This is a genomic window from Clostridium sp. FP2 (assembly GCF_011065955.2).
In the GTDB taxonomy this organism is placed as follows: Bacteria; Bacillota; Clostridia; order Clostridiales; family Clostridiaceae; genus Clostridium_AD; species Clostridium_AD tagluense.
In genome coordinates this window covers 5,092,008-5,105,898 of sequence record NZ_JAAMNI020000001.1, presented here as the reverse complement: position 1 = coordinate 5,105,898, position 13,891 = coordinate 5,092,008, and the positions used below count along the sequence as shown (strand labels likewise).

Sequence of the window (13,891 nt, the reverse complement as noted above, 5' to 3'; positions counted from 1 at the left end):
TTTTAGTGATAATTAAAGGAGGTTCAATTTATGAAAAATAGAGTTGTTATTACAGGCATGGGAGCAGTTACTCCTATAGGAAATGATGTAGTTAATTTTTGGAATAATGTAAAAGAAGGTACTTGCGGCATAGATGTAATTAAATCTTTTGATATTTCAGAGTTCAAATGTAAGTTGGGCGCAGAGGTTAAGGATTTTGATGTAACAGTAGCATTAGATAAAAGAGAAGCTAGAAAAATGGATAAATACTGTCAGTATGCAATGGTTGCAGCAGACGAAGCTATTAAAAATTCAGGACTTGACTTAAATGCGGTAGATAGTGAAAGATTAGCAGTTATAGTTGGTTCAGGAATAGGTGGACTTGGTACTATTGAGCAAGAGTATGCAAAACTTATGGAAAAGGGCCCAGGTAGAGTGTCACCATTTTTAATACCTATGATAATAGGCAATATGGCAGCAGGAAACATTGCAATAAAGTATGGCGCTAAAGGTAAGTGCACTAGTGTAGTTACTGCTTGTGCTACAGGAACTAATGCCATAGGAGATGCTTTCCACATGATTCAAGATGGAAGAGCAGACATAATAATAGCTGGAGGAGCAGAAGGATCAATAACTCCACTAGCTTTAGCAGGGTTTACTTCTTTAACAGCTTTAACTAAAAGTGAAGATCCGCTAAGAGCATCTATTCCTTTTGACAAAGAGCGAAGCGGTTTTGTTATGGGAGAGGGTGCAGGAATAGTTATACTTGAATCTCTAGAGCATGCTAAAAAAAGAAATGCAAAAATATATGCAGAGATGAGCGGTTATGGAGCAACTTGTGATGCCTATCATATAACTTCACCAGCGCCAAATGGAGAAGGTGCTGCAAGAGCAATGGTAATGGCCCTTGAGGATGGCGATGTTAAGGCAGAAGAAGTATCTTACATCAATGCACACGGAACCAGTACTCCTTATAATGACAAGTTTGAAACTGCAGCTATAAAATCTGCATTTGGAGAATACGCATATAAAATACCTATAAGTTCAACAAAGTCTATGACAGGACACCTTCTGGGAGCATCGGGAGCTATAGAAGCTATAGTATGTGTAAAAGCCTTAGAAGAAAGCTTTGTGCCAGCAACTATAGGATATAGTGTTCCAGATGAAGAGTGTGATTTAGATTATGTTCCAAATATTGGACGAAAACAGGGGCTTAAATATGCAATGTCTAATTCACTAGGCTTTGGTGGTCATAATGCTACTATATTACTTAAAAAATGGGATGGTAAATAATTATGGATTATAAAAATATTCAAGAACTAATAAAAACCGTTAGTGAGTCACAGCTTACATCCTTTGAAATTGAGACAGAAGGCATTAAAATAAAGATGGAGAAAAAAGAAGAGCAGGTGCAGGTAGAGAGAGTTACTGTGAATGCTCCGCCGGTACAATCAGTTATTAACGATTCATTAAATAGAGAAAGTATAGCTATAAATAAAATTTCTGAAGAGAAAATACAAAGCAATATAGTAAGCACTATAGAAGATGTATCTAAGGTAGTGCCTGATGAAAGTCTATTTGTAGTCAAATCACCTATTGTTGGAACTATGTACTCATCACCTGGTGATGAATCACAGAATTTCGTAAAAATTGGGTCTGTGGTTAAAAAGGGAGACACCCTTTGTATTTTAGAAGCTATGAAGCTTATGAATGAAATTGAAAGTGAAGTAGATGGAGAAATTGTAGAAGTATTAGCCTTAAATGAAGATATGGTAGAGTACGGACAGCCATTATTTAAAATACGTAAAAAATAGTGGAGGCATCATATGAGAATTGTAATAGAATGAAAGGTGGAAGGGGTATTATGGAAAATATAAAAGGTACTACTTTGAATATAAAACAAATTCAAGAAATTATTCCCCATAGATATCCATTTTTATTTGTGGATAAAGTAGAGGAATTAGAGCCAGGGAAAAGAGCTGTAGGGTACAAGAATATTACTATGAATGAGTATTTCTTCCAGGGTCATTTTCCAACAGAACCTATACTTCCAGGAGTAATAATAATCGAAGCTCTTGCACAGGTTGGAGCAGTAGCACTTTTAAGTATGGAAGATTACAAAGGTAAAATTGCTTATTTTGGTGGTATTAATAAAGCTAGATTTAGAAAAAAAGTTGTTCCAGGAGATGTACTAAAGCTTGAGGTAGAAATAATTAAAATGAAGGGACCTGTTGGAATTGGGAAGGCATTAGCTACAGTAAATGGAGAAAAGGTTGCAGAAGCTGAAATTACGTTTGCAGTAGGGATCTAATAATAATTTTAAGGGCAGGGAAGGTAAATAATATGTTTAAGAAGATATTAATTGCTAATAGAGGCGAAATAGCAGTAAGAATAATTAGGGCTTGTCATGAAATGGGCATCCAAACGGTAGCGGTATATTCTGAGGTAGATAAAACAGCTCTTCATACCCAGATGGCAGATGAGGCTATATGTATAGGGCCAGCTAAATCTAAGGATAGTTACTTAAACATGCAAAATATTTTAAGTGCCACAGTGCTTACAGGTGCAGAAGCAATTCATCCTGGATTTGGGTTTTTATCTGAAAACAGTAAATTTGCACAGATGTGTGAGGAATGTAATATAAAATTTATAGGGCCGGATTCACAAAATATCGATAATATGGGTAATAAGCTAAAGGCAAGAGAAATCATGATAAAAGCGGGAGTACCAGTGGTACCTGGATCAGAAGGAGCCATTGAATCTGAAGAAGATGCAATAAGTTCAGCGCAGAAAATAGGATATCCTGTAATGATAAAAGCTTCAGCAGGTGGAGGGGGACGTGGTATAAGAGTTGTTACAAAAGAAGAAGATCTTATAAACGCATTCAATACTGCTAAAACAGAGTCAAAGACAGCTTTTGGTGATGACACAATGTATATGGAGAAATTCATAGAAGAGCCAAGACATATAGAGTTTCAAATACTTGCAGATGAGCACGGAAATGTTATTCATCTTGGAGAGAGAGACTGTTCTATACAAAGGCGGAATCAAAAGGTAATAGAAGAGGCACCAGGAGTTGCAATGACGGAGGAACTTAGAAAACAGATGGGTGAGGTTGCAGTTAAAGCAGCTAAGTCTATTAAATATAAAAATGCTGGAACTATAGAGTTTTTATTAGATAAGTATGGGAAATACTATTTTATGGAGATGAATACACGCATTCAGGTAGAGCATCCAATAACAGAAATGATCACAGGAGTAGATTTAGTTAAAGCTCAGATAATGATTGCTTCGGGACAAGTGCTCCCTTATAAACAGAAGGATATAAAGATTCAGGGTCATGCTATTGAATGTAGAATAAATGCAGAAAATCCAAGTAAAAACTTCATGCCTTGCCCAGGTGAAATAAAATCGCTTCACCTTCCTGGGGGAAATGGAGTAAGGATTGATAGTGCGGCATATCAAGGGTACAAAATTCCGCCTACCTATGACTCCATGATAGGAAAACTAATTGTACATGGAAAAGATAGGCAGGAAGCGCTATGTAAAATGAGAAGGGCCTTAGGAGAGTTTATAATTGAAGGTGTGGATACTAATATAGACTTCCAATTTAAAATAGTAAACAATAAAAACTTTATAAATGGGAATTTTGATACTAGCTTTATTAGTAAAGAATTCAAAAATATCTAAAAGTAGCTAAATATATACTGGAATTTATTGCCTGAAAGTTTTATACTAGAAGAATAAGTATAGAATATAGGAGAATTGATATAGGGAAGTTAGATTACAACTCTCAATTCTAAGCTGAGTGATGGTATATTTTTAGAAAGGGGCAGTTATATGTTTGAGTTTAAACGTATATTTAAAAAGAGTAGATATATCGAGGTTAAAAATTTAGAAGATGAAGATGGCGAGAAAAAACCTAATATACCCAGCGGAATGTGGGTTAAATGTGAGACTTGTGGTAAAATCCTTTATAGTAAGGATTTAGAAAGTAGTATAATGACCTGTGAAAATTGTAGAACACATTTTAGAATTGGGTCTAGAGAAAGAATAAATTACACTATAGATAGTGAAACTTTTATAGAATATGATAAAGATATGATCTCAGGCAATCCTATAGAATTTGAAGGATATGAAGATAAACTTCAAGATTTAAGAGACAAAACATTATTAAGTGAAGCTGTGATAACTGGAGAAGGAAAGATAAATGGGCAGGATACTGTAATTGCAGTGATGGATAGTAATTTTATGATGGGGAGCATGGGTAGCGTTGTTGGAGAAAAAATCACAAGGGCTATTGAAAGTGCAACAGAAGCTAAAAAGCCAATTATTATATTTACAGCTTCTGGGGGGGCTAGGATGCAGGAAGGTATATATTCATTAATGCAAATGGCTAAAACTAGTGCTGCTATTGCAAGACATAATGAAAAAGGGTGCCTTTATGTAACGGTGCTTACTGATCCTACTACCGGAGGAGTTACTGCAAGTTTTGCAATGCTTGGAGATATAATAATAGCCGAGCCCAATGCACTAATAGGGTTTGCAGGCAAACGAGTTATTGAACAAACCATAAAGCAAAAATTGCCTGATGGCTTTCAGAGGGCTGAATTTTTGCTTCAAAAGGGTTTTATAGATATGGTGGTGGATAGAAAAGCTATGAAGGATACATTAACTGAGATATTGAAAATTCATAGCTAATATAGAGTTATAAAAGTAGCACATGGGGAGGAGATTTTATGGGAACTTTGCCTTTTGAAAAGCACATGTATGAACTTAAAAGTAAAATTGATGAACTTAAAAATTTAGCAACAGAGCAAAATATGGATTTAGAAAAAGAAATAAGACAGATGGAAGTTAAACTCTATAATATGCAAAAGGAAGCCTATAAAAATTTAACTGCCTGGGATAAAGTAAGTATTGCAAGGCTTGTGGAACGTCCTACTGCGCTTGATTATATAAATAGAATTTTTGAAAATTTTATGGAACTTCATGGAGATAGATATTATGGAGACGATGAGGCTATTGTAGGTGGCATTGCATATATTAATGGTATTGCTGTAACTGTTATTGCTCAGCAAAAGGGAAATAACACAAAGGAAAATATAAAGAGAAATTTTGGAATGCCAAATCCAGAAGGATATAGAAAAGCTTTAAGACTTATGAAACAGGCAGAAAAGTTCAAAAGACCCGTTATTTGTCTTGTAGATACTCCAGGAGCATATTGTGGACTAGGTGCAGAAGAAAGAGGTCAAGGCGAAGCAATTGCTAGAAATCTTATGGAAATGTCAAATTTAAAAACACCAGTAATCTCCATAGTTATAGGAGAAGGTGGAAGTGGTGGAGCTTTAGCCTTGGCGGTAGCGGATGAGGTTTGGATGCTTGAGCATGCAATTTATTCTATTTTATCACCAGAGGGTTTTGCTTCTATATTATTTAAAGATGCAAGGCTTGCGCGTGAAGCTGCTAATGCAATGAAAATAACAGCTCAAGATTTAATTAATTTTGGAATAATAGATAGAATTATAAAAGAGCCACTAGGGGGCGCGCATACTAATGTAGATGAGATGGCATTAAGTATTAAGCGTAATTTAGAGGAATCAATTAATAGATTAACAGCGGAACCTATAGAATCATTACTTACCAAAAGATATTATAAATTTAGAAAGATTGGCAAGGTAGTAGAATAAACCATAGGCTCATAAGGTCATTAATGTGTTTAATTTTGCCGTGTTTAAGAAAAGTATATATACTTTTCTTTTTTTTTGTATTGAAGTGTATGTATAAATCATACATAATAGAAGATGAGAATAATATTTAGCAGAAGGGCAAAGGGGAATTGAGTTATGAGTAAAAAACATAGTGAGACAATTTTAGTAATAGATTCAGGATGCGATTTACCTTTAGATTATATTGGACAAGATAATATAGTACCCATAGGGTTAGTATGCAATTTTAAAGGTGAGGCGATAGAGGATGACTTTGGAAAAAAATTTATTCGTAAGGACTTTTATGATGCTTTAAGGCAAGGAGAAATGCCAACGACCTCACAGATAAATAGCCAAAAGTATGTAGAGGTTTTTAAAAAGTATGTTAAGAAAAAAAAATCTATCATATATATTGTCATGTCTTCTGGAATATCAGGAACTATAAATAGTGCAAATCTAGCAAGAGAAACTATACTTGAAGACTTCCCAGAGGCAGATATAAGCATAGTTGATAGTAAATGTGCAAGCCTTGGGCAAGGACTTTTAGTTCATTATGCCTATGAGATGTTGAAAAAAGGAAGCTCGAAAGATGAAATAGTTACCTGGCTTGAGACAAATAAACTTAAGATTAACCATTGGTTTACAGTTAATGATTTGAACCATTTAAAAAGAGGTGGAAGAATATCAAGTTCAGCTGCAACCGTTGGTACATTGTTGAATATAAAACCTGTTTTGTTTATTGACAACGAAGGACTACTTACTCCTTTTTCTAAATGTAGAGGAAGAAAAAAGGCAATACATACCCTAGCTGAAAAATTCAAAGAAAGAACAGATCCAAATGTATTGCAAGTTATTGCCATAAGTCATGGGGATTGTCTTGAGGATGCATTAACTCTTGAGGCATTGGTTCGCGAGAATGGAAATGTTAAAGATGTTATTTTAAATTATGTGGGTACAGCCATAGGGTCTCATACAGGACCAGAAATATTAGGATTATATTTTATAGCCGATGAAAGATAGGGCTAAACTATATTGTGGGGAATAAAATCGCAATTATAATTTCATTTAATAGATTAAAAGAAATTTATATAAATAAGGTAAAAGGGAGACGTCTTATTACGACGGCTTCATTTTGATTTATAAAACATAAAAACAACATTAATATTTTTCTATATTAATGTTGTTTTTATTTATATATTATTAAAATTGGACTTCAAAAGGCAAGCCGTTGGGCATAGGGTATTCCCATCTTATATGGGAAAGCTATTCCGTTTCTTTTCCTAATTTCTTAGATTCTTTAGAAACACCTATTTCATTTGCAGTTTCCATTCTCATTTTAGATAATTCTTGTTTTGTTTTTGGATTAGCCTTTTTATTATCTTTGCTATTTTTGTTGTCTTTATGTGACATTAATAACCCTCCTTGTATTGTTTAAGCGTAGAAAACAATTGTTAATTGTTTTGACACTTTCTAATAAATCTGTTCAATAATAATATAACCAAAATCATGAAATGTATTCGAGAAAAATGTATTTTAAAATGATATAATTAGTAATATTTAAAAAAGTTACTTAGGAGGAAATGTTAATATGAATAAAACAATAGGATTTATAGGTTGCGGTAATATGGCACAAGCTATGATAGGTGGAATAGTAAAATCTAATTTAGTTCCCAGTAAAAAAGTAATAGGGAGTAATCCATCAGATAGGAGTTTGAATAAGGTAAAAGAAGAATATAATATTTTAGTAACTAAGGATAATGTGGAAGTTGCGAAGTTTTCTGATATATTAATATTAGCTGTAAAGCCTTATAAATATTTTGATGTTATCCATGAAATAAAACCATATTTAAAGAAGGATGTAGTCATAATAACTATAGCTGCGGGGATAACGCTTGAGAGTATGGGCAGCGCATTAGGAGACTGCGCAAAAGTTATAAGAACTATGCCGAATACTCCGGCACTTGTAGGCGAAGGAATGAGTGCACTGTGTGCTAATAAAAATATAACTAAAGAAGAATTGCAAGATGTAGTAAGTATTTTTGAAAGCTTTGGTAAGGTAGAAATATTAGAAGAAAATCTTATTGAGATAGTTCCAGCGGTAAGTGGTTCATCACCTGCTTATGTGTATATGTTTATTGAAGCCTTAGGAGATGGTGCTGTACTTCAAGGAATGCCAAGAGATAAGGCTTATAGAATGGCAGCTCAAGCAGTGCTAGGAGCAGCTAAAATGGTTCTTGAAACTGGTGAACACCCAGGAAAGCTTAAAGACAATGTATGTTCACCAGGAGGAACTACCATAGAAGCAGTATATACCTTAGAGAAAAATAATTTTAGGGGCTCAGTAATTTCAGCTATGGAAAGTTGCACGGAAAAGGCAATTAAAATGGGTAAAAAATAATCTCAATTGTAAAACAGCCTAATAAAAAGTTTATAATTTGTTTATAATTTGTTTATAGAAAGTAGAGACATGTACTTTAAAATAGAATTATGAAAGGCTTTCATGTTATAAAGCAAATTTAAATAAAAAGGGGATTCTATAAAATGAAATTAAATAAAACAACAACAACAATCATAAGTTTTGCTCTAGGTACCGTAATGTTTACAACTACAGCTATTGCTCAAGTATTATCTAAAAGTGGGTATGATCAGCTTAAAGATTCTGTAAAATATACAGCAGAAAGTTGTACAACTAAACTTTCAAGCTACACCACGGATATGTCATTTAGTTTAAAGGATAATGGTACAGTTATTTATTCTGGTAATTCTCTTGATAAAGTTGATGTATCAAATGGAGCTAAGGAAAGTGTATCAAATATGGTAGAGGGTTCAAAAAAGAGTGGAAATTATAATTATTATGATAAAAAAGGATCTATAAGTAAATACAATGAAGAAAATGTTTATCATACAACTGAATATACAAGTCCTCGGGAAAGTGGAGCTTCCAAAAACCCTTTTAAAGAAAAAGGAGCTGATGATATGGAGAAAATTGCAGATGCTCTTGTGGGTAATTTAAAAGATGCAGTGGTAGTTACCGAAAATTCAGATGGAACTAAGACTTTATCTGGTTCTTTAAGTGAAGCTCAAATACCAGCACTTATTAATGCAGTGGTATCTTTTCAATCTAAGAACGAATTTGGTTCTAATAATGAGCAAAATATTCCTAAAATAACAAAAGATGTATTTGTAAAAGAAGTTAAAGGTAATATGGTAACAACTAAAGAGGGATTTATTCAAAATGTTCTTGGAAGCGGAGTGATTTCAGGTAAAGATGACAGTGGTAAAGATCATAAATTAACCTTTGAACTATTAGTAAAGATGACGGGTATTAACTCAACTAAGGTTAGTAAACCAGATCTTACTGGTAAGAAAGTAGAAAAAAATATAGAACAAGATCATAGTAAATTATCTAATCCTGAAAAATATATAGGAAAATACAAATCAGATATTCTAATGGAGAAGGATGCTAAATTCATAAAAATAGGTGAAAGATTTATAGATGTTACTGCAGTAGATGAAAAGGGCATTAGTGGAAGACATTATGAAGAATATGCAAAGGGATATGAAGAATACGCAAAAGATAAAAAAGACTTTAAGTTTGATGCAAAATTCGAAAAAGGTCAGTTTAATGGAACAGTTATTGCAGAAGGTTCTTCAAATAAAAGCATAAAAGGTAATATATCTATTAACCAAGGTTCAGCAAAAATATACTTTAACACAGGTGAAAACATAAGCGGAAATATAATTAACGATGATCAATATAGTAAAGTATTCAATTAATATTGCAGCTTCGCAGAAGATGATTTAATGGTATTATGGGTAGGGGACTCTAAAACAAGGTATGGTAGGGGTCCCCAACTTATCTTGTTTTATAATTTGATTAATGTGACTTTAAATCTATAATAATAAAACTTATCAAACTAAATTGGGGGTGCACAATGGAAAAAGTAATTGAAATTAAAAACCTTTCCAAGGTATATAAAAACGGAAGAGGTATAACAGATATTAATCTAGATATACATAAAGGCGAAATATTTGGTTTTTTAGGACCAAATGGTGCAGGGAAGACTACTGCTATGAAAGTCATGACTGGTCTTATAAAACCAGACAGTGGTGATGTTAAAATTTTAGGGCACAGCATCGTGGAAGAATATCAAAAGGCTATGGGTAAAGTAGGTTGCATTATAGAAACTGCAGAATCTTATCTATATTTAACTGCCTATGAGAATTTAAAACAAATTTCCAGGTATTATAAAAATGTTGATGATGAGAGAATAAATGAAGTTTTAGAGCTTACAGGACTTTTAAAATATAAAAACGAGAAACCAAGAAAATTTTCTCTTGGAATGAAACAAAGACTAGGAATTGCAGCTGCAATTTTATCTCGGCCTGAAGTTATTATTTTAGATGAACCCTTAAATGGACTTGATGTTGAAGGGATGATTTCTATGAGAAATATAATAAAAAGCCTAGTAGAAAAAGAAAATGCTACATTTTTTATTTCAAGTCACCTTATCCATGATGTTGAACTTACTTGTACTCATATTGGTGTATTATACAATGGACGAATGCTTAATGTAGATACTATGAAAAATATACTAAACAATTATGCTTCCCTTGAAAATTATTTTGTTAGCGAGGTAGAAAGAAATGGTAGAATTTAAAGCTGCTTTAACAAATGAAATTGAAAAATTATATAAAAGAAAAAAAGTTTTAGTTGCAGTGATTATATCACTTATATTCATAATAATAGGGCAGCTATCTATGGTTGTATTAAGAACGGGTTTTGGGGTGCGTGGGGTTTCTAGCATGGAATTTCCTATACTTGTACTTTCTGTAGTGGTAAACACTATTCTGCCACTATTTACTGCTCTTGTTACCATAGAAAGTTTTTCAGGAGAATTTTCACACAATACTATGAAAATAGCACTTACAAGGCCTATTTCAAGATTAAAGTTTTATACAGCCAAGCTAACTGCAATTATGCTATTTATACTTGCCAACCTTTTATTCGTAATGATTTTTTCAATACTTGCTGGTTGTCTTTTTAATTCAAATTCCTTTACTTTAGGAAGTGTTTTTAAAATTATAATTTCTTATACTGTAACACTAATACCTATGGTGATTTTATCAATAATAATTGCGTTTTTCACCAATATAATTAGAAGTGGAATAGGCGTATTTTTCCTATCTATTTTTGCTTTTGTTACATTTAAAGGACTAGGAGTTATATTTTACAGATATGCTGGCATATTTATTACGTCTATGATGAACTGGTATACGCTATATAACATGGATACTATCCCTACTATTAAAATTTTTCTTCAGTTTATGATGATGCTTAGTTATGGTATAATATTTTTTACAGCAGGATATTATTTATTTGATAAAAAAGAATTTTAAAAGTAGCTGTTAAGTTAATTTAGTGGCTTTTTGAGGTGAAAAAATGAATATAAAAAAACGGTTAATTGTCTCCAATACTATAACTATAGTAATTCCTTTTGTCCTTACAATTATAGCGGCGTTTCTATTTATTTTTGCTGCCTCAACAGTTTTTAACAAGGACGTAAGTTATGATAATTTTAAAAAATTCATACTTATAAAAACGGAGTTGTCCCATACTAGCAGTGCTATATGGAAACAAAATTCTGAGGATATAGAGGATCCTAAGTTTCAAAAGTATTTGTACCAGAAGTTATCAAATATAGATGGAGACCTTATAATCCTTAAAAACAATATCGTTGTTTTTGCATCAAAGGATATGAATAAAATTGATATAGAAAAATGTTTATTAGAAGCTGAAAGTAAATCTCAAAAAAAACAAGTCATAATTGGTACTAAAGCTTACATGGTGGAAGTAGCACCAATTAGGTTTAAAGATGAAGCTCTAGGCCATGCCATTTTATTGGCACCAATTCTAGATTATTCAAATACTTTTGAAAAATTTATTATATTTATCCTTGTGGTATTTATTATGACGTTTATAGGGGTTAACATGAATATGTCCTATCTACTTTCAAAAAGAATAATAAAGCCCCTATCACTTTTAAAAACGGCAGTGGGGGAAATTAGTAAGGGTGATTTAGAACTAGAAATAATTGAAGTTGGAGATAAAGAAATTGTGGAGTTATGTGCTGATTTTGAAAAGATGAGAATACAACTTAAGGATTCTATTCGTTTGAAAAAGAAGTACGACGATAATAGGACAATGCTAGTTTCTAGTATATCTCATGATCTTAAAACCCCAATAACTTCAATAAAAGGTTATGTTAAAGGTGTGTTAGATGGTGTAGCAAATACTCCTGAAAAGGTAGAGCGCTACTTAAAAACTGTTTATTCAAAGGCAGAACAAATGGATGTTATGATTGATGATTTACTCTTATATTCCAAATTGGATTTAAGTCAGCTTCCTTTTAACTTTGAAAAAACAGATATTATAGATTACTTTAATTACTGTATTAATGAAAGCTCTATAGAACTTGAAAAATCCAATATAAAAATCTGCTTGAAAAATGATTTAAAAGGGTCAAAATACGTTAAAATCGATAGAGAAAGATTGATGAGAGTTATACTAAATATTATTGATAATGCTCGTAAATATATGGATAAAGAGCAAGGTGAAATTACTATAATGCTTAGAGAAACCAATTCTAGCATTATTATCGAGATAAGGGATAACGGTTGTGGCATTGATGAGAATGATGTAAATAAGATCTTTGATAGGTTTTACAGAGCAGATGCTGCAAGAAGCGAAGCTAATGGAAGTGGACTTGGACTTGCCATTGCAAAACAAATTGTAGAGGGACACAAGGGTACAATATGGGCTGTAAGTCATGAAAATAATGGCACAAGCATTTTGATATCATTTGGAAAAATATCAGAAGGGTAGAGGATTATTATGAAAAGGATTTTAATAGTTGAAGATGATGAATGCATTGCTGAACTTGAAAAAGACTATTTAGAGCTCGAAGGCTTTGAAGTTATTGTATGTAATAATGGAGTAGATGGATTAAATGTATTAAAAACAAATCAATTTGACTTGTTAATTCTTGATGTTATGCTTCCTAAAATGGATGGGTATACTATTTTGCGTAGTTTGCAAGAGGAGAAGGACATTCCAGTTTTAATGGTTTCTGCAAAAAAAGAAGACATTGATAAAATAAAAGGTTTAAGTCTTGGTGCAGATGACTATATCACAAAGCCCTTCAATCCTAGTGAACTAGTTGCTAGAGTTAAGTCACATATTCGAAATTATGAAAGAATAAAGAATAAATTTAACAAAAGTGTAAAAAGCGATACTCTTATAATAAGAGGGCTAGAAATAAAAAAAGATTGTAGGCAGGTATTTATGAATGGGTCTGAAATAAATTTAGCTCAAAAAGAATTTGACTTATTGTTATATTTGGCTGAAAATCCCAATAGAGTATTTAGCAAAAATGAATTATTTGAAAAAATTTGGGGGTTTGATGCTATAGGAGATACTGCAACTGTTACAGTGCATATTGGCAGAGTCAGAGAGAAAATTGAGGTATCTACTTCTGCTCCTCAATATATTGAAACGGTTTGGGGTACTGGGTACAGGCTTAGGGTGTAAAAAATATTCTAAATTTGTACCTTTTTAGTTCTTTAGATTTTTTTAAATATTACTCCTAATAAGTATTATTAATAATACTTATTAGGAGTAATATTTATTATAGGACAAACATATATATTTAGCAAAGGCATTAAAAAATTATAAAATCTATTGACTTACGAACAAACGTTCGCTATACTATTAATATAGTATCAAGACTAAAAATACCTGTAAAATGTTTTTTAATATATAGTTATTGTGTTTTATAGCAGCTTGAATTTACAGCTGAACTGAATTTTTAATGGGCTACTTTAGTAGATGATTTAACTGGAGGTAAAACCACATGGAAACAAAGGACTTATGGGTTAAAATTAATTATTCGCAAGATGGGAATGAAAGTTTAGCTATAACTTATGCTACGAGTAAGGGCAAGGTTAATCATTCCTCTAAGTATCTAATTTGTGGGGGAATGTATAATAGAAATGGTGGAACTATAATGTTTAAGGCGAAAAATATAGAAGAAGCTACAGAAATAGCTAATAATAATCTAGTAGCTAACGCAGGCTCTAATAAACATAAACATATTAAAAGAATATGAAAACATAGGTTATGATTTAATGGATAATAATCTATG

The 13,891-nt window shown here is 32.3% G+C and carries 15 protein-coding genes; 14 read left to right on the top strand and 1 reads right to left on the bottom strand.

Annotated features, from left to right (window positions below):
- Nucleotides 1-30: 30 nt before the first annotated feature.
- The 7 genes from fabF to G9F71_RS24130 all read left to right on the top strand — a co-directional run bounded on the left by fabF (nucleotide 31) and on the right by G9F71_RS24130 (nucleotide 6,707).
- Nucleotides 31-1,272, top strand: coding sequence for a beta-ketoacyl-ACP synthase II (gene fabF, locus G9F71_RS24160; RefSeq protein WP_164949325.1), 1,242 nt, complete (start codon nucleotides 31-33; stop codon nucleotides 1,270-1,272).
- Between the two features lie 2 nt (nucleotides 1,273-1,274).
- The gene (accB, locus tag G9F71_RS24155) at nucleotides 1,275-1,793 is read left to right on the top strand and encodes an acetyl-CoA carboxylase biotin carboxyl carrier protein (RefSeq protein ID WP_164949326.1); all 519 of its coding nucleotides are present in this window, start codon (nucleotides 1,275-1,277) and stop codon (nucleotides 1,791-1,793) included.
- Nucleotides 1,794-1,843: 50 nt separating this feature from the next.
- Entirely contained in the window at nucleotides 1,844-2,290 is a 447-nt protein-coding gene (gene fabZ / locus G9F71_RS24150; RefSeq protein ID WP_164945894.1) for a 3-hydroxyacyl-ACP dehydratase FabZ, read from the top strand.
- 32 nt (nucleotides 2,291-2,322) lie between these two features.
- Nucleotides 2,323-3,669 (top strand): acetyl-CoA carboxylase biotin carboxylase subunit, encoded by a 1,347-nt coding sequence (locus tag G9F71_RS24145; protein ID WP_164949327.1) that lies wholly within the window; start codon nucleotides 2,323-2,325, stop codon nucleotides 3,667-3,669.
- 150 nt (nucleotides 3,670-3,819) lie between these two features.
- Nucleotides 3,820-4,680, top strand: a complete 861-nt coding sequence (gene accD, locus G9F71_RS24140; protein WP_164949328.1) for an acetyl-CoA carboxylase, carboxyltransferase subunit beta — start codon at nucleotides 3,820-3,822, stop codon at nucleotides 4,678-4,680.
- Nucleotides 4,681-4,718: 38 nt separating this feature from the next.
- Entirely contained in the window at nucleotides 4,719-5,669 is a 951-nt protein-coding gene (locus G9F71_RS24135) for an acetyl-CoA carboxylase carboxyltransferase subunit alpha (protein WP_164949329.1), read from the top strand.
- Nucleotides 5,670-5,825: 156 nt separating this feature from the next.
- Nucleotides 5,826-6,707 carry a DegV family protein gene (locus G9F71_RS24130; RefSeq protein WP_164949330.1) on the top strand — a complete coding sequence of 294 codons (882 nt, stop codon included), beginning with the start codon at nucleotides 5,826-5,828 and terminating at the stop codon, nucleotides 6,705-6,707.
- A 243-nt stretch (nucleotides 6,708-6,950) separates the two neighbouring features.
- Here G9F71_RS24130 and G9F71_RS24125 read toward each other — a convergent pair whose 3' ends face one another.
- The gene (locus tag G9F71_RS24125; protein ID WP_124998663.1) at nucleotides 6,951-7,097 is read right to left on the bottom strand and encodes a small, acid-soluble spore protein, alpha/beta type; all 147 of its coding nucleotides are present in this window, start codon (nucleotides 7,095-7,097) and stop codon (nucleotides 6,951-6,953) included.
- Nucleotides 7,098-7,275: 178 nt separating this feature from the next.
- Here G9F71_RS24125 and proC point away from each other — a divergent pair, with 178 nt between their 5' ends.
- The 7 genes from proC (at nucleotide 7,276) to G9F71_RS24090 (ending at nucleotide 13,855) form a co-directional block, all read left to right on the top strand.
- A complete protein-coding gene (gene proC, locus G9F71_RS24120) occupies nucleotides 7,276-8,085 on the top strand; it encodes a pyrroline-5-carboxylate reductase (protein ID WP_164949331.1) in 810 nt (269 codons plus the stop codon).
- A 143-nt stretch (nucleotides 8,086-8,228) separates the two neighbouring features.
- Complete coding sequence (locus G9F71_RS24115; protein WP_164949332.1) at nucleotides 8,229-9,464, top strand: hypothetical protein; 1,236 nt, start codon at nucleotides 8,229-8,231, stop codon at nucleotides 9,462-9,464.
- Nucleotides 9,465-9,622: 158 nt separating this feature from the next.
- The gene (locus G9F71_RS24110; protein ID WP_164945887.1) at nucleotides 9,623-10,348 is read left to right on the top strand and encodes an ABC transporter ATP-binding protein; all 726 of its coding nucleotides are present in this window, start codon (nucleotides 9,623-9,625) and stop codon (nucleotides 10,346-10,348) included.
- Entirely contained in the window at nucleotides 10,335-11,087 is a 753-nt protein-coding gene (locus G9F71_RS24105) for an ABC transporter permease (RefSeq protein ID WP_164949333.1), read from the top strand. The genes G9F71_RS24110 and G9F71_RS24105 overlap by 14 nt, the downstream gene beginning before the upstream one ends.
- Nucleotides 11,088-11,130: 43 nt before the next feature.
- The gene (locus G9F71_RS24100; protein WP_164949334.1) at nucleotides 11,131-12,573 is read left to right on the top strand and encodes a sensor histidine kinase; all 1,443 of its coding nucleotides are present in this window, start codon (nucleotides 11,131-11,133) and stop codon (nucleotides 12,571-12,573) included.
- A 9-nt stretch (nucleotides 12,574-12,582) separates the two neighbouring features.
- Nucleotides 12,583-13,278 (top strand): response regulator transcription factor, encoded by a 696-nt coding sequence (locus G9F71_RS24095; protein WP_164949335.1) that lies wholly within the window; start codon nucleotides 12,583-12,585, stop codon nucleotides 13,276-13,278.
- Nucleotides 13,279-13,600: 322 nt separating this feature from the next.
- Complete coding sequence (locus G9F71_RS24090; RefSeq protein ID WP_164949336.1) at nucleotides 13,601-13,855, top strand: hypothetical protein; 255 nt, start codon at nucleotides 13,601-13,603, stop codon at nucleotides 13,853-13,855.
- The last annotated feature ends 36 nt before the right edge of the window (nucleotides 13,856-13,891 follow it).